General features: G+C 73.6%; 4 protein-coding genes. All 4 read left to right on the top strand.

Going from position 1 to position 24975, the window contains the following annotated elements; genetic code table 11:
- Positions 1-25 precede the first annotated feature (25 nt).
- The 4 genes from NUT86_RS05950 (at position 26) to NUT86_RS05935 (ending at position 24941) form a co-directional block, all read left to right on the top strand.
- On the top strand, positions 26-10993 hold the full coding sequence (locus NUT86_RS05950; protein ID WP_274733925.1) for a type I polyketide synthase: 10968 nt from the start codon (positions 26-28) through the stop codon (positions 10991-10993).
- 36 nt (positions 10994-11029) lie between these two features.
- Complete coding sequence (locus tag NUT86_RS05945) at positions 11030-20824, top strand: type I polyketide synthase (RefSeq protein ID WP_274733923.1); 9795 nt, start codon at positions 11030-11032, stop codon at positions 20822-20824.
- Positions 20825-21023: 199 nt separating this feature from the next.
- On the top strand, positions 21024-21809 hold the full coding sequence (locus tag NUT86_RS05940; protein ID WP_141725583.1) for a hypothetical protein: 786 nt from the start codon (positions 21024-21026) through the stop codon (positions 21807-21809).
- 36 nt (positions 21810-21845) lie between these two features.
- A complete protein-coding gene (locus NUT86_RS05935; protein ID WP_274733921.1) occupies positions 21846-24941 on the top strand; it encodes a non-ribosomal peptide synthetase in 3096 nt (1031 codons plus the stop codon).
- The last annotated feature ends 34 nt before the right edge of the window (positions 24942-24975 follow it).

Raw genomic sequence — 24975 nt, 5'->3', positions numbered from 1 at the left:
GGCGTCACCTGGAGGGCCGCAGCAGATGGCGAATGAGGAGAAGCTCCGCGAGTACCTCAAGCGGATGACGGCCGATCTCTACGAGACGCGTCAACGCCTGCAGGACGCCCAGGAGAAGAGCCATGAACCGCTCGCCATCGTGGGGATGAGCTGCCGGTACCCGGGCGGGGTGGCCTCGCCCGAGGACCTGTGGCGGCTGCTCGACTCCGGTGGCGAGGGAATCACCGGATTCCCCGTCGACCGCGGCTGGGACACGGAGGGTCTGTACGACCCGACGGGCCGGGCCGAGGGCACGTCCTATGCGAAGGAAGGCGGCTTCCTCCACGAGGCGGCCGACTTCGACCCCGCCTTCTTCGGGATCAGCCCCAAGGACGCGCCCGCGGTGGACCCGCAGCAGCGGCTGCTCCTGGAGACGTCCTGGGAGGTCCTGGAGCGGGCCGGGATCGATCCGGCGAGCCTGCGCGGCAGCCGGACCGGGGTGTTCGCCGGGCTCATGTACCACGACTACTTCGGCAGCACGAGTTCCGGGTCCGCGCTCTCCGGCCGGGTCGCCTACAGCTTCGGCTTCGAGGGCCCCGCGATCACCGTGGACACCGCGTGCTCCTCGTCGCTGGTGGCACTGCACCTGGCCGGGCACGCACTCCGTAAGGGCGATTGCTCGCTGGCCCTGGTCGGCGGGGTGACCGTGATGTCCACCCCGTGGACCTTCATCGAGTTCTCCCGGCAGCGCGGTCTGGCCGCGGACGGCCGGTGCAAGTCCTTCGCGGACGCGGCCGACGGCACCGGCTGGGCCGAGGGCGCCGGTGTGCTGCTGGTGGAGAAGCTCTCCGACGCCCGGCGGAACGGGCACCCCGTCCTGGCCGTGGTGCGCGGTACCGCGGTGAACTCCGACGGCGCCTCGAACGGGCTGAGCGCCCCGAACGGCCCCGCCCAGCAACGGGTCATCGAACAGGCCCTGGTCAACGCGGGACTGGCCCCCGGCCAGATCGACGCGGTCGAGGCACATGGCACCGGCACCACCCTCGGTGACCCCATCGAGGCCCAGGCGCTGCTGGCGTCGTACGGACAGGACCGGGAGCGGCCGCTGTGGCTCGGCTCGGTCAAGTCGAACATCGGGCACACCCAGGCCGCCGCCGGGGTCGCCGGCATCATGAAGATGGTCCTGGCCATGCGCCACGGTGTCCTTCCCAAGACGCTGCACGTGGACCGGCCCTCCACCCATGTGGACTGGACCGAGGGCGCGGTGGAGCTGCTCACCGAGGCGCAGGAGTGGCCGCAGACCGGGCAGCCGCGCCGTGCCGCGGTGTCCTCCTTCGGGTTCAGCGGCACCAACGCGCATGTGGTGCTGGAAGAGGCCGAAGAGGAAGCCGCCGTCGGGACCGGGGCCGCGGTGGAGCCCGTGCCGGCCGCCGGACCGGTGCCGTGGGTGCTGTCAGCCCGTTCCGAAGAGGCGCTCGCCGCCCAGGCCGGCCGGCTCGCGTCCTTCGCCGAGGGCCGGCCGGAGACCGCGCCGGCGGACATCGGCTGGTCGCTGGTGAACACCCGCTCCGCACTGGAACACCGCGCGGTGGTGCTCGGCGCCGGCCGGGACGGTCTGCTGTCCGGTGCCCGGGGGCTGGCCGCCGGACGGCGCCCGGCCGGGGTGGTCGCCGATGTCGTCGCCGACGGCAAGCTCGGCGTGCTGTTCACGGGGCAGGGCTCCCAACGGCCCGGGATGGGCCGGGAACTGTATGCGGCGTACCCGGTGTTCGCCCGCGCCTTCGACGAGGTCTGTGCCGCCTTCGACGGCCGGCTGCCGAAGCCGCTGCGCGAGGTCGTGCACGGTGCGGGCGACCTCCTCGACCAGACGCAGTACACCCAGGCCGCCCTGTTCGCCCTCGAGGTCGCGTTGTACCGGCTCACCGAATCCTGGGGCCTGGCGCCGGACCTCCTGCTGGGCCACTCCATCGGTGAGCTCACCGCCGCCCATGTGGCCGGAGTGTGGTCCCTGGCGGACGCCGCCACCCTGGTCGCGGCCCGTGGCCGGCTGATGCAGGAACTCCCGGCCGGCGGCGCCATGGTGTCCGTACGGGCCACCGAGGACGAGGTCCTTCCCCTGCTGGCGGACCAGGACCAGGTCGGTCTCGCGGCCGTCAACGGGCCCGAGTCCGTGGTGCTTTCCGGAGCCGGGGACGCGGTCGCGCGGATCGCCGCCGAGCTGTCGTCGCGCGGCCGCAAGGTGAAGCAGCTGCGGGTCAGCCATGCCTTCCACTCGCCGCTGATGGAACCCGTGCTCGACGCCTTCCGCGCGGTCGCGGAGCAGATCACCTACGCCGAGCCCCGGATGCCCGTGGTGTCCAACGTGACCGGACGGCTCGCCACCGCTCAGGAACTGTGCGACCCGGAGTACTGGGTGCGGCACATCCGCGAGGCGGTGCGCTTCCACGACGGCCTCCTCGCCGGGCACGCCGAGGGCGTGACCACCTTCCTCGAACTCGGGCCCGGCGGGGTGCTCTCCGCCATGGGCCAGGACTGCCTGCCCGGTCACGACACCGTCCGGTTCCTGCCCGCCCTGCGCGAGAACCGCACCGAACCCGTGGCACTGCTGGAGGCGGTGGGCGGGGCCTACGCCCGTGGCGCCACCGTGGACTGGAACCCGCTGCTCACCGGCTCCCGGCGGGTCGACCTGCCCACCTACCCCTTCCAGCGGCGGCGGTACTGGCTGGACGAGACGGCCGTCACCGGCGAGCAGGACCGTCCGGCCGCCGCGGACGACGCCCGCTTCTGGGACCTGGTCGCCCGCGAGGACCTCCCCGAACTGCTGCACACCCTGGAGCTGGACGAGGACCAGCCGCTCGGCGCGATCCTGCCGGCGCTGTCCGCCTGGCGCCGGCGCCGGGAGCACGAGTCCACGGTGGACAAGTGGGCCTACCGGATCTCCTGGAAGCCGGTGCCGTCCGGCGCCGCCGCGCTCACCGGCACCTGGATCCTCGCCGGACCGGACGAGGACGACCACCTCGCGGACGCACTCACCGCGCACGGCGCCCAGGTGGTGCGTCTCGCCCTCGGCGGCAGCCGCGAGGAACTCGCCGCCGGCCTGGCGGCACTCGACGGTGAGATCGCCGGAGTACTGGCCCGGCCCACGGTCACCGAGGCACTGGCCCTGGTCCAGGCGCTGGGCGACGCGGACATCAGCGCACCCCTGTGGTGCGTCACCAGCGGCGCGGTGTCGACCGGTGCGGCGGACCCGCTGCGGGAGCCGGAACTCGCCCAGGTGTGGGGGCTCGGCCGCACCGTCGCCCTGGAGCAGTCCGACCGCTGGGGCGGGCTCATCGACCTGCCCGCGGAGTGGGACCGGACCGCGGCGGCCCGGCTCTGCGCCCTGCTCACCGGAGCCGGGGACGAGGACCAGCTCGCCATCAGGCCGGCCGGGGTGTTCGCCCGCCGGCTGGTACGCGCCCGCCTCGACCGGGACGCCGCGCCCTGGAAGCCCCGCGGCACCGTGCTGATCACCGGTGGCATCGGCGCGCTGGGCGCCGCCTGCGCCCGCTGGCTCGCCGCCAACGGGGCCGGGCACCTGGTGCTCACCAGCCGCCGTGGCCCGGACGCCCCCGGCAGCGCCGAACTCACCGCGGAACTCACCGCGCTCGGCGCCGAAGTCACCCTCGCCGCCTGCGACGTGGCCGACCGGGGAAGCCTCGCCCGGCTGCTCGACGGCCTGCCCGAACCGCCCACCGCCGTGCTGCACATCGCCGGCACCGGCGGGCCGGTCGGGCCGGTCACCGAACTCGGCGGGGCGGACCTCGACGCGGTCCTCTCCTCCAAGGTCGCCGGCGCGGCCCACCTCGACGCCCTCCTCGGGGACCGGGAGCTGGACGCGTTCGTGCTGTTCTCCTCGGTCGCCGGGGTCTGGGGCAGCGGCGGCCAGGCCGGTTACGGCGCGGCCAACGCCTACCTCGACGCCCTCGCCGAACAGCGCCGGGCCCGCGGACTCACCGCCACCTCGGTGGCCTGGGCCCCCTGGGGCGGGGGAGGCCTCGCGGAGGACGCCGCCGTACAGGACCAGCTCCGTCAGCGCGGACTGCCCGCGATGGCGCCGGAACTGGCCATCGCCGCGCTGGCCGCGGCCCTCGGCCAGGACGAGACCTGTCTGACCGTCGCCGACGTGGACTGGGACCGCTTCATCCCCGGCTTCACCTTCCACCGGCCGAGCCCGCTGTTCGCCGGGGTGCCCGAGGCACGGGACCTGCTGAGCGGGGGCGACGGTCCGGCGGTCACTGACTCGGCGCTGCGCCGGGAACTCGCCGGGCTGACCGACGCCGACCGCGACAAGGCACTGCTGGACTTCGTCCGCACCCAGATAGCGGATGTCCTCGGCTACGACAGCCCCGAACTCGTCGATCCCGCCCGGGCGTTCAAGGACCTGGGCTTCGACTCGCTGAGCGCGGTGGAGTTCCGCAACCGGCTCACCACCGCGTCGGGGCTGACCCTGCCGGCCACGATGATCTTCGACTACCCGACCCCGACGGTCCTCGTCCGCCATCTGCGGGACGAGATCACAGAGTCCGCCGGCACCCCGTCGGCCACCCGGACCGCCGTCGCGGCGTCCGACGAACCGATCGCCATCGTCGGGATGGGCTGCCGGCTGCCCGGCGGCGTACGGAACCCGGAGCAGCTGTGGGAGCTCCTGGCCGAAGGGCGGGACGGGATCACCCCGTTCCCCGCCGACCGGGGCTGGGACACCGAGGGGATGTACGACAGCGACCCCGACCAGGCCGGTGCCAGCTATGTGCGGCACGGCGGTTTCATCGACGGCCTGGCCGAATTCGACGCCGATTTCTTCGAGATCAGCCCGCGTGAGGCGATCTCGATGGACCCGCAGCAGCGGCTGCTGCTCGAAGTGGCCTGGGAGGCCATCGAGGCCGCCGGGATCGACCCGGCGACCGTGCACGGCACCGACACCGGCGTGTTCGTGGGCGCCAACGGCAACGACTACATGAGCGTCCTGGCCGGCGCCGGACAGGGCCCCGACGGGTTCCTGGGCACCGGCACCAGCTACAGCGTGATGTCCGGCCGGGTCGCCTACGCGCTGGGCCTCGAAGGCCCCACGATGACCATCGACAGCGCCTGCTCCTCCTCGCTGGTGGCACTGCATCTCGCGGCCGCCGCACTGCGGTCGGGGGAGTGCTCACTGGCACTGGCCGGCGGGGTGACGCTGATGACCACCCCCGGTTCCTTCATCGAGTTCAGCCGGCTGCGCGGACTGGCCCCCGACGGCAAGTGCAAGGCCTTCGCCGAGGGCGCCGACGGCACCAACTGGGGCGAGGGCGTCGGTGTCCTGCTCGTCGAGCGGCTCTCCGACGCGGTGCGCAACGGCCATCCGGTGCTCGCCGTGGTGCGGGGTTCCGCGATCAACCAGGACGGTGCCTCGAACGGACTGACCGCGCCCAACGGGCCCTCCCAGGCCCGGGTGATCCGGCAGGCCCTCGCCTCCGCCGGTCTCGGAGCGTCCGACGTGGACGCCGTCGAAGCACACGGCACCGGAACCCGCCTCGGCGACCCCATCGAGGCACAGGCACTGCTCAGCACGTACGGGGCGGAGCGCGCCGACGACCGGCCGCTGTGGCTCGGTTCGGTGAAGTCGAACATCGGGCACACCCAGGCCGCCGCCGGGGTCGCCGGCGTGATCAAGATGGTCCTCGCCATGCGGCACGGACTGCTGCCGAAGACCCTGCACGTGGACGCGCCCTCCACCCATGTGGACTGGTCCAGCGGCGCGGTGGAACTGGTGACCGCGGCCCGGGCATGGCCCGCACTCGACCGGCCCCGCCGGGCCGGGGTGTCCTCCTTCGGCTTCAGCGGCACCAACGCCCATCTGATCCTGGAGCAGGCCCCGGACCTCCCGGCACCCCCCGCGGACGACGCGGTGGCGGACGGACCGCTGCCCTGGGTGCTCTCCGGCAAGACCCCGCAGGCACTGGCCGCGCAGGCCGCACGGCTGGCGGAATACCTCACGGACGCCCCCGACACCGGGCCCGCCGACCTCGCCTGGTCGCTGCTCACCTCCCGGTCGGCGTTCGAGCACCGGGCCGCGGTGATCGGCACCGACCAGGACGACCTGCGGCGCGGGCTGGCGGCGCTCGCCTCCGGTGCCGCGGGAGTAGAGGTGGTGACCGGCACGGCCGCCACCGGTTCGCTCGCGGTGATGTTCACCGGCCAGGGCGCCCAGCGGGTCGGCATGGGTGCCGGACTCCACCGTCGCCACCCGGTCTTCGCGCAGGCCTTCGACGAGGCCGCCGCCGAACTGGACCGGTGGCTGCCCCGGCCGCTCCGGGAGATCATCTGGGCCGAACCCGGCTCCCCGGACGCCGCGTTACTGGACCACACGCAGTACACCCAGGCCGCCCTCTTCGCGGTCGAGGTCGCCCTGTACCGGCTGCTGGAGTCGTGGGGCGTCCGCCCCGACCGGCTGGTCGGCCACTCCATCGGTGAAGTGGTCGCGGCCCATGTGGCCGGGGTGTGGTCCCTGCCCGACGCCTGCGCCCTGGTCGCCGCGCGCGGCCGGCTGATGCAGGAACTGCCCGCCGACGGCGCGATGGTGTCGGTACGCACCACCGAGGCCGAGGTCACCGCCCTGCTCGCCGGGCGCGAGCACGAGGTCGGTATCGCGGCCGTCAACGGCCCTGCCTCCGTGGTCCTCTCGGGAGCAGAGAAGGCCGTACTGGAGGTCGCGGAAGCCCTGTCCGCCACGGGGGTCACCACCAAGCGCCTGGCCGTCAGCCACGCCTTCCACTCCCCGCTGATGGAACCGATGCTGGACGACTTCCGGCAGGCCGTGGCCGGGCTGACCTTCCGACCGCCTCACATGGAGATCGTGTCCAATGTGACCGGCCGGCCCCTCACCGAGGAGGAGGCCTGCTCGCCGGACTACTGGGTGGGGCATGTCCGCGGCGCGGTGCGGTTCTGCGACGGGGTGCGCGCCCTGGAGGACGCCGGGGTGCGGACCTTCCTGGAAATCGGCCCGGACGGTGTGCTGTCCGGAATGGGCCAGGAGTGTGTGACCGGCGAGGACACCGTGCTGGTGCCCACGCTGCGCCGGGACCGCGCCGAGGACGGCGCCGCGGTGACCGCGCTGGCCCGGCTGCATCTGCGCGGCGTCCCGGTCGACTGGCCGGCCTTCTTCTCCGGACGCGGGGCGCGGCGGGTGGACCTGCCCACCTACGCCTTCCAGGGGGAGCGGTACTGGCCGCGGCCCTCCGGTACGGCCGGTGATGTCGCCGCCGCCGGACTGGGCGCGGCCGGTCATCCGCTGCTCGGCGCCGCCGTCGCGGTGGCCGGCTCCGACGAGGTCCTGTTCACCGGTCGGATCGGCACCCACAGCCACCCCTGGCTCGCCGACCACGCCATCGGCGACCTGGTCCTGCTGCCCGGCACCGCGTTCGTCGAGATGGCCGTACGGGCCGGTGACGAGGTCGGATGCGGGCTGCTGGAGGAACTGACGCTGGCGGCACCACTGGCGCTCCCCGCGCGGGGCGCGGTCCGGCTGCAGGTGGTGGTCGGTGCCGCGGACGACGACGGCCGCCGCTCGCTGAGCGTGCACTCCCAGCCGGAGTCGGACGCCGCCGAGCAGGGCTGGACCCAGCACGCCACCGGCGTACTGGCCCCCGCCGGCGCCACCGGCGCGTTCGCCGAAACGGCCTGGCCCCCGGCCGGCGCCGAGCCCGTCGACACCGCGGACTACTACCCGCAGCTCGCCGGGGCCGGGATGAACTACGGCCCGGTCTTCCAGGGGCTGCGTGCGGCCTGGCGGCGTGGCGAGGAGGTCTTCGCCGAGGTCGCGCTGCCCGAGGCCGCGGCCGAGGACGCCGGTTCCTTCGCTCTCCATCCCGCCCTGCTGGACGCCGCGCTGCACGCGGCCGGACTGGGCTCCTTCTTCGCCGACGAAGGGGGCGCACGGCTCCCGTTCGCCTGGAGCGGTCTGACGCTGCACGCGGCCGGCGCCGCCACCTTGCGGGTGCGGATCGCACCGGCCGGCACGGACGCCGTCTCGGTGGCCGCAGCGGACGAGACGAACACCCCGGTCGCCACCGTGGAGTCCCTGGTCCTGCGCCGCCAGGACACCGCCGCCACGGCCACCGCGCCGCCCCTGCCCGACTCGCTGTACCGGATCGACTGGCCGTCGGTCACCGCCGAACCCGTGGACACCGCGGCCTGGGCGCTCCTCGGCGAGCTCGACGGGGCGCCGGAGACGGCCACGCGGTACGCCGACCTGGCCGCGCTGACCAGCGCGCTCGACAGCGGCACCCCGGTGCCGGAAGTCGTGCTAGTCCCGTGTGCCGCCGACACTGATTCCGCTGAACTGCCCGTTGCCATACGGGAGTTGACCGGTCGGATGCTGTCACTGGCACGGGACTGGCTGGCCGACGACCGCCTGGAGAACACGACCCTGGCCGTGGTCACCCGCGGCGCGGTCGCGGTGCACGCCGACGAGGGCATCGCGGATCTCGCCGCCGCCCCGGTCTGGGGTCTGCTCCGGTCCGCGCAGTCGGAGAACCCGGAACGGATCGTCCTGATCGACTCGGACGGTTCGGGCGGCCCGGACGTGCTCGCCGCCGCGCTCGGCTCCGGAGAACCACAGCTCGCCGTGCGCGCGGGCGCACTGCGGACCCCGCGGCTGGCGTCGCTCGCCTCCGGCGGCACCCTGGTGCCACCGGCCCGCGGCCCGGCCTGGAAGCTCGACGTCACCAGCGCCGGTACGTTCGACAACCTCGCGCTGGTGCCCTCGGACGCGGACCGCGCACTGGTCCCCGGCGAGGTCCGGATCGGGGTGCGCGCGGCCGGGCTGAACTTCCGCGACGTCATGATCGCGCTCGGGATGTACCCGGAAAAGGCGGAGATGGGCATCGAGGCCGCCGGTGTCGTCCTCGAAGTCGGCCCGGAGGTCACCGACTTCGCCCCCGGCGACCGCGTGATCGGCATGTTCGCCGGCGCGTTCGGACCGGTGGCCGTCACCGACCACCGCATGCTGGCGCGGTTCCCCGACGACTGGTCCTACGTCCAGGCCGCCTCGGTACCGATCGTCTTCTCCACCGCCTACTACGGCCTGGTGGAACTCGGCAGGCTGCAGGCAGGGGAGTCGGTGCTGGTGCACAACGCGGCCGGCGGTGTCGGCATGGCCGCCGTGCAACTGGCCCGGCACCTCGGTGCGGAGGTCTTCGGCACGGCCAGCACCGGGAAATGGGACACTCTGCGCGAGAGCGGCCTCGACGAGGAGCACATCGCCTCCTCCCGTGACCTCGACTTCGAGGAGAAGTTCCGCCGCACCACCGGCGGCCGCGGGATGGACGTCGTCCTGGACGCACTGGCCCGTGAGTTCGTGGACGCCTCGCTGCGGCTGCTGCCCCGTGGCGGCCGCTTCCTGGAGATGGGCAAGACCGATGTGCGTACCCCCGAGGACGTCGCGGCCGCCTACCCCGGTGTGGAGTACCAGGCCTTCGACCTGATGATCGGCGCCGGTCCGCAGCGGGTCGGCGAGGTACTCCGGGAGGTGGTGCGCCTGCTCGACTCCGGTGCGCTGCGGCCGATCCCGGTCACCACATGGGATGTCCGCCGGGCCCCCGAGGCCTTCCGGTACATCGCGAAGGCCCGGCACACCGGGAAGATCGTGCTGACCATGCCGGAGACCCTGGACGAACGGGGCACGGTCCTCGTCACCGGCGGCACCGGCACCCTCGGCGGACTGGCCGCCCGGCGCCTGGTGCGCGAACACGGCGTCCGGCACCTCCTGTTGACCAGCCGCACCGGCCGGGCGGCGGACGGCGCACCGGAGCTGGAGCGCGAACTGCGGGAACTCGGCGCCGAGGTGGAGATCGCCGCCTGTGACGCGGCCGACCGCGCGGCGCTGCGGGAACTGCTGGCCGCCGTCCCCGCCGACCGTCCGCTGACCGCGGTGGTGCACACCGCCGGCGTCCTGGACGACGGGGTGATCGGCTCCCTGACCCCGGAGCGGCTCGACACGGTGCTGCGGCCCAAGGTGGACGCCGCGGTGAACCTGCACGAGCTCACCGCCGGCCAGGACCTCGCCGCCTTCGTGCTGTACTCCGCCGCCGCCGGCACCTTCGGCGGCGCCGGGCAGGGCAACTACGCGGCGGCGAATGTGTTCCTGGACGCGCTGGCCGCGCACCGGCGGGCCCACGGACTGCCCGCCACCGCGCTGTCCTGGGGCCTGTGGACCGAGACCAGCGGCATCACCCGGCACCTCGGCGAGGCCGATGTCCGGCGGATGAGCCGGGCCGGAATGCCCCCGCTGTCCACGGAGGAGGGCATGACGCTCTTCGACGCGGCACTGCGGGCCGACGAACCGGCGATGATGCCGGCCCGGCTGGACGTCTCGGTGTTCCGCGGCGCACCCGCCGAGGCCGTACCCCCACTGCTGCGGGGGCTGGTCAAGGCACCGGCCCGGCGCACGGTGGCGGCGGCCACCCGCTCGGCGGACGACTTCGCCCAGCGGCTGACGGGCCTGACGGCCGAGGAGATCGACCGGGTCCTGCTGGACTTCGTCCGGGAACAGGCCGCGGCCGTCCTCGGCCACGGCTCGCCGGACGCGGTGGAACCGGGCCGGGCGTTCAACGAGATGGGCTTCGACTCGCTGACCGCGGTCGAGTTCCGCAACCGGCTGAACGGGGCCGCCGGGCTCCGGCTGCCCGCCACGCTGGTGTTCGACTACCCCAACGCGGAGGTCCTGGCGGCGCACCTCAAGGAGACGCTGGCCCCCGAGGCCGCCGATCCGGCCGCCGTGGTGCTCGGCGAACTCGAACGGCTGGAGAGCGCCCTGGCCGCGGTCTCCCCGGACGAGGGCGCCGGGGCCTCCATCACCAGCCGGCTGCAGGCCCTCACCAAAGCGTGGGAGGACCGGCGGTCCACGGCCGGCACGACCGATGTCAAGGACAGGCTCCAAGCGGCGAGCACCGATGAGGTCTTCGCGTTCATCAACGACGAACTCGGACTCTCCTGATGCGCACGCTGGGGACCGACAAGGAAGGCGCGCCTGATGGCGGATGAAGAGAAGCTGGTCGACTATCTCAAGCGGGTCGCGGCTGATCTGCACGACACCCGGCAGCGCCTGCGCGAGGCCGAGGAGAAGGGCCGGCAGCCGCTCGCGATCATCGGCATGAACTGCCGCTACCCGGGGGCCGGTACACCGGAGCAGCTCTGGGACCTGGTCGCCGCCGGCGGCGACCCGATCTCCGACTTCCCCGCCGACCGCGGCTGGGACACCGACGAGCTGTTCGACGCCGACCCGGAGAAATCCGGCAAGAGCTATGTGAAACAAGGCGGATTCGTCTACGACGCGATCGACTTCGATGCCGCGTTCTTCGGCATCAGCCCGCGTGAGGCGCTCGCGATGGACCCCCAGCAGCGGGTGGTCCTGGAGGCCGCCTGGGCGGCCTTCGAAGACGCGAGGATCGACCCGTCGAGTGTGCGGGGCAGCGACACCGGGGTCTTCTTCGGTGCCAGCGGCGCCGAGTACGTCCCGGTGATCCAGCAGCTCCCGGACGCGTCCGAGGGGTACACGATGACGGGTGTGGCCAGCAGTGTGCTGTCCGGCCGGGTGTCGTACTCCTTCGGCTTCGAGGGCCCCGCGGTGACCGTGGACACCGCCTGTTCGTCCTCGCTGGTCGCCCTGCACATGGCGGCCCAGGCGCTGCGGCAGGGGGAGTGCTCCCTGGCGCTGGCCGGCGGGGTGACCGTGATGGGCACCCCCGGTGTGTTCACCAGCTTCTCCCGGCAGCGCGGGCTGTCCCCGGACGGGCGGTGCAAGGCGTTCGCGGCCGGGGCCGACGGCACCGGCTGGGCGGAGGGCGTCGGGGTGGTGCTGGTCGAGCGGCTTTCCGACGCGCTCCGCAACGGGCACCCGGTGCTCGCGGTGCTGCGCGGTTCCGCGGTGAACCAGGACGGCGCCTCGAACGGCCTGACCGCCCCCAACGGGCCGTCCCAGATACGGGTCATCCGCCGCGCCCTGGAGAACGCGGGGATCACCGCGGGCCAGGTCGACGCGGTCGAGGCGCACGGCACCGGCACCACCCTCGGTGACCCGATCGAGGCGCAGGCGCTGCTCGCCACGTACGGCAAGGCACGGACCGCCGAACGGCCGCTGTGGCTCGGATCGGTCAAGTCCAACATCGGGCACGCCCAGCAGGCCGCTGGTATCGCCGGCGTGATCAAAATGGTCATGGCCCTGCGCCACCGGATGCTGCCCAAGACCCTGCACGTGGACGCGCCCACCCCGCACGTGGACTGGGAGTCCGGCGCGGTGGAGCTGCTCACCGAGGCGAAGCCGTGGGAGAGCGCCGACCATCCGCGCCGCGCCGGTGTCTCCTCGTTCGGCATCAGCGGCACCAATGTGCACCTCATCCTGGAGGAAGCCCCCACTGCCGAGGCCGTCCCCCCGGCCGCCGAGGAGGCCCCGGCCCGGGCCCCGGGCCTCGCCGCGACCGGCACGGTGCCCTGGGTCCTGTCCGGTGCGACCGCCGGGGCGCTGCGGGCGCAGGCCGCCCGGCTCGCGTCCTTCGTGGCGGACCGGCCGGAGCTGGACCCGGCCACCGTCGGACATTCGCTGGCCACCACCCGGGCCGCCCTGGAGCACCGGGCGCTGGTGGTCGGCGCGGACCGTGCGGAGCTGCTGAGCGGGCTGACCGCGCTGGAACACGGTGAACCCGCCGGGAACCTGGTGGAGGGCGTCGTGGGCAACCGCGGCAAGGTGGCCTTCCTCTTCCCCGGCCAGGGATCGCAGTGGGCCGGGATGGCGGTGGAACTGCTCGACTCCTCACCGGTGTTCGCCGACCGGATCCGGGAGTGCGAGCGCGCCCTGTCGGAGTTCACCGACTGGTCGCTGACCGAGGTCCTTCGGGGCGCCGAGGGCGCACCGGGCTTCGACCGGGTGGACGTGGTGCAGCCGGCGCTCTGGGCGGTGATGGTCTCCCTGGCCGCGCTGTGGCAGTCCTGCGGTATCACCCCCTCCGCCGTGGTCGGGCACAGCCAGGGCGAGATCGCCGCCGCCTGTGTGGCCGGGGCGCTGTCCCTCCAGGACGCGGCCCGGGTGGTCGCCCTGCGCAGCAAGACCCTGATCGAACTGGCCGGACACGGCGGGATGGTGTCCGTCGCGCTGCCGCTGGAGCAGGTCGAGGAGCGGCTGGGGGCCTGGGGCGAGCGGCTGTCCGTCGCCGCGGTCAACGGGCCGTCCTCGGTGGTCGTCTCCGGTGAACCGCGGGCCCTACAGGAGCTGTTGGACGGCTGCGAGGCCGACGGGGTGCGCGCCCGCCGGATCGAGGTGGACTACGCCTCGCACTCGGCCCAGGTGGAACAGATCCGGGAACGGCTGCTGGAGGTGCTCGCACCCGTCAGCCCGCGCGCCGCCGACATCCCGGTGTACTCCACGCTCACCGGCGACTGGCTGGACACCGCGGCCATGGACGCGGACTACTGGTACCGCAGCCTGCGGCAGACCGTGCTCTTCGAGCCGGCCGTCCGCGGTCTGCTCGACGCCGGCTTCAGCACCCTGATCGAGGTCAGCGCGCATCCCGTGCTCGCGCTCGGGGTGCAGGACACCGTCGAGTCGGCCGGCCGGTCCGCGCTGGTCACCGGTTCGCTGCGGCGCGACGAGGGCGGGGTGGCCCGGTTCCTCACCTCCCTCGGCCAGGTGCACGCCCACGGGCAGAGCCCCGACTGGGCCGCCGTGTTCGCCGGTGCCGCGGACGGGACGGTCGCCCTGCCGACCTACGCCTTCGAACGGCAGCGGTACTGGCCGAAGGGCACCATGACCGCGGCCGGTGACGCCGCCGGCTTCGGGCTGAGCGCCGCCCGGCACCCGCTGCTCGGCGCCGTGGTGACCCTCGCCGATGACGAAGGAGTGCTGTTCACCGGGCGGTTGTCGCTGTCCACCCACGCCTGGCTGGCCGACCATGTGGTCGCCGGGCGGGCGGTCCTGCCCGGCACCGCGTTCGTGGAACTGGCCGTGCGCGCCGGTGACGAGGTCGGCTGCGAGGTCCTGGAGGAACTCACCCTGGCGGCCCCGCTGGTGCTGCCCGACCGCGGCGGGATCCGGCTGCAGCTCGCCGTCGGCGGGCCCGACGACTCCGGCCGCCGTCAGCTGAGCGTGCGCTCCCGGCCGGAGGACGCTCCCGACGAGGAACCCTGGACCACCCACGCCACCGGCACCCTCACTGCCGGCACGGGGACCGCCGGCCCCCGCGAGGAGGCCTGGCCGCCCGAGGGGGCCGAACCCGTCGCCTTCGACGGGCTCTACGAACGCTTCACGGGGACCGGTCTGTCCTACGGCCCGGTCTTCCGGGGCCTGCGCTCGGTATGGCGACGCGGCACCGAGCTGTTCGCCGAGGTCGCGCTGCCCGAGGCGGCCGAGGACGAGGGCGCGGCGTTCGGGCTGCACCCCGCGCTGCTGGACGCGGCACTGCATCCGCTGGCCCTCGGCGGGTTCGTCGAGGACGAGGGCGGGGACCGGCCGTGGCTGCCGTTCGCCTGGTCCGGGGTGAGCCTGCACGCCGCGGGCGCCGGCACGGTGCGGGTGCGGCTGTCCCCGACGGGGACGAACGCGCTCTCGGTGAGCGTCGCGGACGCCACCGGAGCCCCGGTCGCCTCGGTGGCCTCCCTGATGCTGCGCCAACTGACCACCGACGCCCTGGACGGGACCGGCCCCACCTTCCACGACGCGCTCTTCCGCGTGGACTGGACCCCGGCACCGGCCCCCGCGCAGGCCCCCGCCGGCACGGTCGCCCTGCTCGGCGCGGCCGGACAGGACCACCGCGCGGCACTCGAAGCGTCCGGCGCCCGGGTCGACGAGTACCCGGAACTGGCCGCGCTGCTCCGCGCCATGGACGCCGGAGCGCCGGTGCCCGACGTCGTGATGGTGTCCTGCGTCCCGCCGGAGGCGCCCGACGTCCCCGCGGCGGTCCGGGAGGCGAGCGGCCGGCTGCTCGGCCTCGCCCAGGACTGGCTGGCCGAGGAACGGTTCGCCGACGCCCGGCTGGTGATCGCCACCCAGGGCGCGGTGGCCACCGAACCCGGCGCGGCCCTCACGGATCTGGTGCACGCCCCGGTCTGGGGCCTGCTGCGCACCGCCCAGTCCGAACACCCCGGCCGGTTCGTCCTCCTGGACTCCGACGGGCTGGAGACCTCGGCCCGTGCCCTGCCCGCCGCACTGGCCCTCGGCGCGGCGCAGCTCGCCCTGCGGGCCGGTGAGATCCGGCTCCCGCGGCTGGCCAGAATGGGCGTATCCGCCGCCACGGCACCCGAGTTCACCCCCGGCGGCACCGTACTGATCACCGGCGGCACCGGAACCCTGGGCGCGCTGTTCGCCCGGCACCTGGTGACCGAGCACGGCGTCCGGCACCTCCTGCTGACCAGCCGCAGCGGCCGCACGGCCAAGGGCGCGGCCGCGCTGGAGGCCGAACTGCGGGAACTCGGTGCCGAGGTGGAGATCGCCGCCTGTGACGCCGCCAACCGGGAGGCGCTGCGGGAACTGCTCGCCGCCGTCCCCGCCGACCGTCCGCTGACCGCAGTGATCAGCGCCGCCGGCACCCTGGACGACGGAGTGCTGGAGTCGCTGACCCAGGAGCGCCTGGACGCGGTGATGCGGCCCAAGGTGGACGCCGCCTGGCATCTGCACGAGCTCACCCAGGACCTCGACCTGGCGGCCTTCGTGGTGTTCTCCTCCGCCGCCGGAGTCCTCGGCGGATCCGGGCAGGCGAACTACGCCGCCGCCAACGCCTTCGTCGACGCCCTCGCCGCGCACCGGCGGGCCGCCGGACTTCCCGCGCTCTCCCTGGCCTGGGGCCGCTGGACGGAGGCGAGCGGGCTGACCGAGGCACTGGACGAGGCCGCGCTCGCCCGGATGTCGCGCTCCGGCATGACCGGGCTGTCCTCGGCACAGGGCGTGGAGCTGTTCGACGCGGCACGCGCCGCGGAGGACGCGCTGCTGGTCCCCGCCCGGCTCGACCTCGCCGCGCTGCGGCAGCAGGCCGGTGCCGGGATGGTGCCCGAATTGCTGCGCGGCCTGGTCCGTACGTCCGGCCGACGGCAGGTGGACAGTGGCGGCGCCGCCACCTCCGAACTGCGTGAGCGCCTGACCGGGATGTCCGCCGCGGAACGGGACCGCACCCTGCTCGATCTGGTGCGCGCCCAGGTCGCGGCCGTGCTCGGCTACGCCGGTCCGCACGCCGTGGAATCCTCCCGGCCGTTCAAGGAGATCGGCTTCGACTCGCTGACCGCGGTCGAGCTGCGCAACCGGCTCGGCGCGGCGGTCGGCCTCCGGCTGCCCGCGACCCTGGTGTTCGACTATCCGACCCCGCTGGATCTCGCCGGTTTCGTCCGCGACGAACTGCTGGGCGCGGCCGTCGGCACCACGGCCGGTGCACCGGCCGCGGTCCGCACCGATGAGCCGATCGCCATCATCGGGATGAGCTGCCGCTACCCCGGTGGCGTCGACTCACCCGAGAAGCTGTGGCAGCTGCTGACCAGCGGCACGGACGCGGTCTCGGCCTTCCCCGCGGACCGGGGCTGGGACATGGAGCGCCTCTTCGACCCGGACCCGGACCACCCGGGCACCAGCTACTGCACCGAGGGCGGATTCCTCTACGACGCGGCGCGGTTCGACGCCGGCTTCTTCGGGGTCAGCCCGAAGGAGGCACTGGCGATGGACCCGCAGCAGCGGCTGCTGCTGGAAACCTCCTGGGAGACCTTCGAGCGCGCCGGGATCGACCCGGCGGCACTGAAGGGCAGCGGCACCGGAGTGTTCGCCGGAGTGATGTACAACGACTACGGCATGCTGACCGCCGCGGCCGAACAGCTCGACGGCTATGTGGGCGTGGGCGTCGCCGGCGGCGCCGTCTCCGGCCGGATCTCCTACACCTTCGGGCTGGAGGGCCCCGCGGTCACCGTGGACACGGCCTGTTCGTCCTCGCTGGTCGCCCTGCATCTCGCGGTGCAGGCCCTCCGGCAGGGGGAGTGCTCCCTCGCCCTGGCCGGCGGCGTGTCGGTGATGGCGACCCCGGGCACGTTCATCGACTTCTCCCGCCAGCGCGGGCTCGCCCCCGACGGACGGTGCAAGTCCTTCGCGGACGCGGCCGACGGCGCGGGCTGGGCCGAGGGTGTGGGCGTCCTGCTCGTCGAGCGGCTGTCCGACGCGGTGCGCAACGGGCACCCGGTCCTCGCCGTGGTGCGGGGTTCGGCGGTGAACCAGGACGGCGCCTCCAACGGGATGACCGCGCCGAACGGCCCGTCCCAGCAGCGGCTGATCCGACAGGCCCTGGCCAACGCCCGTCTGAACGCCGACCAGATCGACGCGGTCGAGGCACACGGCACCGGCACCACCCTCGGTGACCCCATCGAGGCCCAGGCCCTGCTGGCGACCTACGGGCAGGACCGGCCCGAGGACCACCCCCTGTGGCTCGGTTCGATCAAATCCAACATCGGGCACACCCAGGCCGCGGCCGGTGTGGCCGGTGTGATGAAGATGGTCCTCGCCATGCAGCACGGCGAGCTGCCCCGGACACTGCATGTGGACCGGCCCTCCACCCACGTGGACTGGGCGTCCGGCGCGGTCGAGCTGCTCACCGAGGCACGCGAGTGGCCGGAGACCGGACAGCCCAGGCGGGCCGCGGTCTCCTCCTTCGGGATCAGCGGCACCAACGCGCACCTGATCCTGGAACAGCCCTCGGCGGCCGGCACCCCGGCCGACTCCGGGCCCGGGACGGCTCCCGCGGTGCTGCCGTGGGTGCTCTCCGCGCACTCGGCCCAGGCCCTGCGGGCGCAGGCCGCGCGGCTGGCCACCCTCGCCGAGGGCGAGGCGGACCCGGTGGATGTGGGCTTCTCCCTGGTGTCGACCCGGTCCGCGCTACGGCATCGCGCCGTGGTGACCGGGGACCGGGACGCCCTGCTCACCGGCATCCGGGCACTGGCCGTGGGGACGACCCCGGCGGGCGTGGTCTCCGGTGTCGCGGGGGAGGGCCGGATCGGTGTGCTCTTCACCGGCCAGGGTGCACAGCGCATCGGGATGGGCCGCGAACTCCACGAGCACTACCCGGCGTTCGCACGGGCCTGGGACGAGGTGTGCGCGGAACTCGACGCACTGCTGCCCCGGCCGCTGCGCGAGGTGGTGTGGGCCGAACCGGGCTCTCCCGAGGCGGCCCTGCTGGACCGGACCCAGTACGCCCAGGCCGCGCTGTTCGCCGTCGAGGTCGCACTGTTCCGGCTGGTCGAATCCCTCGGCGTGGTCCCGGACGCCCTGCTGGGCCACTCCATCGGTGAGGTCACCGCGGCCCATCTCGCGGGCGTCTGGTCGGTGGCCGACGCGGCGAAACTGGTGGTGGCCCGCGGCAGGCTCATGCAGAGCCTGCCCGCCGGCGGCGTGATGGTCGCCGTACAGGCCCCTGAGGACGTGGTCCTTCCGCTGCTCTCCGGCCAGGTGAGCATCGCCGCGGTGAACGGGCCGGAGGCCGTGGTGCTTTCCGGCGCCGAGACCACGGTGACCGAACTCGTCAGGACGCTGGAGGCCAAGGGGTACCGGACCAAGCAGCTCCGCGTCAGCCATGCGTTCCACTCGCCGCTGATGGACCCCGTGCTGGACGAGTTCCGTACCGTCGCCGAAAGCCTGACCTACGCCGAGCCCAGCCTCCCCGTGGTGTCCAACCTGACCGGCCGGCTCGCCGAGCCGGACCAGCTGCGCGACCCCGGCTACTGGGTGCGGCACGTCAGGGAGGCCGTCCGCTTCCACGACGGCATGCAGGCGCTGCACACCGAGGGGCTGGACACCTTCCTCGAACTCGGCCCCGGCGGAGTGCTCAGCGCCATGGGCCAGGAGAGCCTGCCCGGCGGGGAGTTCCTGCCCGCGCTGCGCAAGGACCGGCCGGAGAACGAGGCGCTGCTGCAGGCCCTGTCCGGCGCCCATGTCCGCGGCGCCACCGTGGACTGGCTCCCGCTGTTCGGCGGCGGCCGCCGGGTCGCGCTGCCCACCTACGCCTTCCAGCGGCAGCGGTACTGGCCCGAGGCCGACCCGGCCGGTGAGAGCCGGCCGGACACGGCGGACCCGGTCGAGTCCCGCTTCTGGGAGCTGGTGGAACGGGAGGACCTGGGCGCCCTGCTGCGCACCCTGGACCTCGACGAGAACCAGCCGATCGGCGCGCTGCTGCCGGCCCTGTCCGCCCTCCGCCGCGGGGAGTCGGCGATGGACGGCACGCGTTACCGGGCCGACTGGCACGCCGTGACCGAACGCCCCACCGCCGAACTGTCCGGAACCTGGGCGCTGCTCGTCCCGGAGGAGCACCTGGAGGGGGACTGCGCACGGTCGGTCGCCGAGGCGCTGCGGGCGCACGGCGCCGACGTACGGCACACCGCCGTGACCGGCGCGGACGCCGACCGGGCACGTCTGACCGAGCTGCTCGCCGGACTCCCGGCGGAAGTTGCCGGGGTGGTCTCCCTGTGGTCGCTGGACGAACAGCCGCATCCGGAGCACCCCTCGGTACCGACCGGCGTGGCCGGAACCCTGTTGCTGGCCCAGGTGCTCGACGAGGCGGAGCCGGGCGCACCGCTGTGGTCGCTGACCCGGGGCGCGGTCTCCCTGACCCGTACGGGCAGCACGGCCGGCACCCCGGCGGCGCTGCTCCGGGGCCTCGGCCGGGCGGTCGCCGCGGCCCGGCCCGGACACCGGGGCGGCCTGATCGATCTGCCGGACAGCCTGGACGCCCGCCAAGGAGCCTGGCTGGCCCAGCTGCTGGCCGACGCCGACGGTGAGGACGAGCTCGCCCTGCGCCCCTCCGGGGTGTTCGCCCGCAGGCTCGTCCACGCGGGCCGGGGCGCCGCCCACCAGCCCTGGCGGCCCACGGGCACGGTGCTGCTCGCCGGTGAACTGGGCGCCGCCGGTGCCCCCGTCGCCCGCTGGCTGGCCCGCAACGGCGCCACGCATCTGATGCTGCCCCGCGCCCTCGCGGGGGAGCCCCTCGGCGTCCCGGTGACCGTCCTCGACGAGGCACTCACCGACGGGGCGGCGGTGGCCCGGCTGCGGGACCGCATCCCCGCGGCGCATCCGCTGAGCACCGTGGTGCACGGCATCGGGAGCGCCGTGGACCAGCCGGTCGGCTCCGCCTCCGTCGCACAGTTCGGCCGGGTGCTGGAGCGGGCCGTGCGCGAGTCCGAGAATCTGCACGAACTCGCCCGCGACGCCTCCGCGTTCGTCCTGCTCGCCCCGGCGGCGAGCACCTGGGGCGATCCGTCGCAGGCCGCGGTCACCGCGGCGGGCGCCTACCGCGAGGAGCTGGTGCGCCGGCGCCGGGCCGAAGGGCTCAGCGGAACGGTGCTCTGCTGGGACGGTGCGCCGTCCCCGGAGACCGTGCTCGCCCGAGCGGTCGAGTACGGGGACCAGTCCGTCACGGTCGCCGAGGCGGACTGGGCGGAACTCGCCGTCACCCGGACCGGTTCGCTGCTGCGGGCCCTCCCCGAGGTGCGCCGGTTCGCCCAGGAGCCCGCGGCGGACACCGGCGACGAGGTGGATCCGGACGCGCTGCGGGCCTACCTGAAGGAGCTCGACGCTGCGGGCCGGCAGGAAACACTGCTGGAAATCGCCCGCGGTGTGGCGGCCCGGGCACTGGGACACGAAAGCGCCGCGGCGGTCGAACCCGACCTCGATTTCCTCGATGCCGGATTCAATTCGCTGTCCGCGGTGGAATTCCGTAATGCACTGAACCGCATCACTGGACTCTCGCTGCCCGCCGCGCTTGTCTACGATTATCCGACCCCCAATGCGGTCGTCGAGTTCCTGGAATCCGAACTCGCCTGACCCCGTTGCGGCGTTGATCAGGTCCTCGCCGGACGGGTTCCTTCCGTCCGGCGAACCGGCCTACCCCCTGGGCCGGTTCGGGGTACTAAGGGGTTCCTTAGGGGTGTTCCGGCTCCTGGGATGGCCAATACGCTGCGTGCACCGACACGCTCAGCTCGGAGAGTGAATCCACATGGCAGTTCCTGGCTCGTGGAAATCGTTGACTTCGGACGGAAAGGATGTGGTACTCGCGGTCGATTTCGCGGTGACCGGGAGGCCGCAGGCAGGTTTTCCGGATTTCGTCGCGCTCGCCCGTCCGCAATTCTCGCTCTGGGAGACGCTGCCGCCCGCCCCGGAGGAGGACGCGGGCATGACCGGCGCCGACTACGTCGAACGCTGGGCGGAGGACGTCCTCCGGGAGGGCCGGCCGGTCCGTGCCGTCATGGGCTACTGCGTCGGCGCGGTGTACGCGGCGGCGCTGGCCGAGCGGATCGGGCAGCACCAGGGCGAGACGCCCGCCCTCATCGGCTTCGACCCCGAACTGCCCCGGCGCGATGTGGTCTGTCACCACTTCCTGACCACCATGGAGGGGATGTCCGGGCTGCTCAAGCCCGAGGAGATCGCCCACGCCCAGCAGGCCGCGGGGCAGGCACTGACCGACGAGAGCGACATCAAGAAGTTCGGTGAGCGGCTGCTCGCGATCTTTCGCGAGGTCGGCGGCGCGGCGTTCGCCCGGGTGGGCCTGGACGCCAAGCGCAGCGAGGAATTCGTCGCCACCTTCGGCCTGTTCCTGCACTTCTTCGTGCGGGGCAGCGACCTCGACCCGACGAACGGCTGGAAGTCGCTGACCGCGATGACCTCCGCGACCGCCACCAGCGGCCTCAACCCCCTCTCCGAAGCCGACCGGGCCGCCCGGGTGGCCAAGGAGATCCGCTTCCCCGTCGAGCACGCCGATCTGCTGCGCACGCCCGACGTCGCGACCACGGTCACCGGCCTGCTGAGCTGACGGACCTCACCCCGGCACGTCGAAAGGAACTAGCGCATGCAGCCCATGAGCACGCCCCTCTCCCGGGCCAGTCAGAAAGAGGAGGCGTTGTGGCTGCTCGACAAGCTGGTCCCGGACAGCGGGGTGAACAACATCCCGGCCGCCATCCAGGTGGCGGGCCGGCTGCGGACCACGGCACTGCGTGAGGCCGCCGCCCGGCTCCTGCGCAAGCACGAGGTGCTGCGCACCGTCTTCCATGACGAGGGCGCCGGACTGCGCAAGGCGATCCTGGCCCCGGAGGACGCCCCGGTCGACATCGAGGTGAGCCGGTCGACCGCGGACGGGCTGGCGGACGATCTCACCGCGCTCGCCGCCCGTCCGTTCAAGTTCAACGGCCGGCCCATGCTGCGGATCTGCCAGGTCGAGGCGCCCGAGGGCGATGTGCTCTGCGTCGTGGCCCACCACCTGGTGTTCGATGTGGCGTCCGCGCAGATCGTGATGGGCGAGCTCACCCGGCTCTACGACGCGGTCCTCGCCGGGGAGGACCTCTCCGGCGAGGCGGTCGTTCCGGTCGCGGCGGTCGCCGCCGACGAACCGCGCCCGGAGAGCTTCCGGTTCTGGCGCGACCATCTGAGCGGATTCGACGCCGGCTCGCTGGATCTGTGGATGGACCGGCAGGGGAGTGCGGAGACGACCCTGAAAGGGTCCACCGTCGCCCACGACCTCTCCGACGAGGCACGGGACGTCGTCCGCCGGCTGCGCAGGGAACTGCGGGCCTCCGAACCCGTCATCCTGCTCGCCGCCTACTACCTGCTGCTCGCACAGCACGGCGCCGGGCCGGACATCGTGATCGGCTCGCCCGCGGACATCCGCGGGCAGCAGGCCGCCGGCGCCATCGGCTACTACGTGAACATCCTGGCGCTGCGTGTCCGGACCGATCCGGCCCAGAGCTTCCGCGCGCTGGTGCGACAGGCCCGGGACGTGTTCCTGGAGGCGGTCTCCCATGTGGACGTCCATGTGGACCTGCTGCTGCCGGAGATCCCGCGGGTCAACTCCGCCTGGAGCACCACGCTGTTCCGGCATATGTTCAACTACCTGCCCGGCGGGCTGTCCGCGGAGACCACCATCGGCGGTCTCCCGGCGCGGGCACTGATGGTCCGCAACGGCTACAGCCGGATGAACCTCGAATTCGACATCCTGTCGGAGAAGGACCGCATCACCGTCGAGGCGCTGTACGGGCTGGAATCCCACCGCCGGGACGATGTCGCACTCCTCCTCCAGCGCTATGACGCGCTGCTGGTCGCGGTCGGCGCCGAACCGGACCGGCCCGTCGGCGAACTGTCCTCGTGGTCGGAACGGGACCGTACGGTCATCGCCGCGGCCAACCGCACCGCCACCGACACCCCGGCCCCGTCCGTGCTGCGCACCGTCGCCGAACGGGCGGCCGCCGCACCGGACGCGGTCGCCCTCGCGGACGGCGACCGGAAGACGACCTACGCCGAGCTGTGGCAGGCGGCCTCGGACACCCGGGAGCTGCTGTGTGCCTCCGGGGTGACCGCGGGCGATGTGGTCGCCGTGGCGGCCCGCCGCGGACCCGAACTCGCCGCCGCGGCCCTGGGCGTCTGGCTGGCCGGATGCGCCTACCTCCCGGTCGATCCCGACCACCCCGCGGACCGGATCTCCTACCAGCTCGCGGATTCCGGTGCCCGTGCCGTACTGGCCGGCGACACGGTGACCCTGCCCGAGGGCACCCCACGACTGGAGATGGCCGGTCTCCGCGCCGTGCGGGGCGGGACCGCCGAACTCCCGGCGGACCCCGACCCGGCCTCCTGCGCGTATCTGATCTACACCTCCGGCTCCACCGGCCGGCCCAAGGGCACCAGGGTCTCCCACGGCAACCTGGCCAATCTCGTCCGGCACTTCCTCGACGAGCTGAAGCCGGGCCCCGGCCAGGTCACGCTGTGGATGACCACCTTCGCCTTCGACATCTCCGCACTGGAGCTGTTCCTCCCGCTGGCCTCCGGCGGGACGCTGGCCGTCGCCCCCGACGAGGCCCGGGTGAACGGCACCCTGCTGAGGGAACTGCTGGTCCGGCACGACGTCGGGATCGTGCAGGCCACCCCCACCACCTGGCGGACGGTGATCGAGCAGGTGGGCGACCAGCTGGCCGGCCGGCGGGTGCTGTGCGGCGGTGAGGCGCTCCCCGCCGACCTGGCGGAACGACTGCTGGAGACCGCCGCCGAGGTCCGCAACGTCTACGGCCCCACCGAGACCACCATCTGGTCCACCGCGGGCAAGCTCGACGCCGCTGACGGGGCGGTGCACGCCGGCACCCCGCTGCGGAACACCACCGCCTTCGTACTGGACCCGGCCGGCCGGGAACTCCCGCTCGGTGTGCACGGCGAGCTGTGCATCGCGGGCGCGGGCGTCGCGATCGGCTACCACAACCGCCCGGAACTGACCGCCGAACGGTTCGGTGAGCACCCCGAGTACGGGCGCTTCTACCGCACCGGAGACCTGGCCCGCTGGCGGGACAACGGAACACTGGAGGTGCTCGGCCGCGTGGACCGACAGATCAAACTGCGCGGCAACCGCCTTGAACTCGCCGAAATCGAGGCAGTGTTGCGGGAGCACCCCGAGGTGACCGGCGCCGCCGTGGTCACCGTCGGCGACCTCAGCGCGGACGCCGTCCTGGTGGCCTTCGTGGTGGCCCACCCCACCGAGGGCATCGTCGAGCGGCTGTGGGAGCACGCCAGGGCGAAGCTGCCCTCGTCGGCGGTGCCGCACGACTTCGTGCTCACCGATGAACTCCCCACCAACGCCAACGAGAAGGTGGACTATCCGCACCTCACCCGGCTGGCCACCGCCCGCCGGGCCGCGGCCGGCCACGGCGCGGCGGCGGAACACCACGAGGACCCCCTGGTCGACGCGCTGCTCTCGATGTTCCGCGAGCTGCTCGGCCGCGAGGACGTCACCGCCGATGCGAACTTCTTCGTCCTGGGCGGGCATTCGCTCCTCGCCGCGCTGCTGGTGCAGCGGATCCAGGAGTCCTTCGGGGCGGAGATGCGCCTCGCCGAGTTCTTCGCACTGCCCACCCCGCTGGGGCTCGCCGCCTTCCTGCGGTCCCGCGGAGTGGAGCCCGGTACCGGCTGAGCACCCCAGGTACCCGCGTCACCAGGCACAGGAA

Origin of the sequence: Streptomyces sp. G7(2002), assembly GCF_028870195.1 — a bacterium.
GTDB classification, from domain to species: domain Bacteria; phylum Actinomycetota; class Actinomycetes; order Streptomycetales; family Streptomycetaceae; genus Streptomyces; species Streptomyces nigrescens.
Note: the sequence above shows the minus strand (reverse complement) of the source record. Positions and strands in the feature narration are given on the sequence as shown.

Coding starts and splice junctions, on each gene's coding strand:
- NUT86_RS05945 (WP_274733923.1), top strand. CDS start 11,030: ATGGCGGATGAAGAGAAGCTGGTCGACTATCTCAAGCGGGTCGCGGCT.
- NUT86_RS05935 (WP_274733921.1), top strand. CDS start 21,846: ATGCAGCCCATGAGCACGCCCCTCTCCCGGGCCAGTCAGAAAGAGGAG.
- NUT86_RS05950 (WP_274733925.1), top strand. CDS start 26: ATGGCGAATGAGGAGAAGCTCCGCGAGTACCTCAAGCGGATGACGGCC.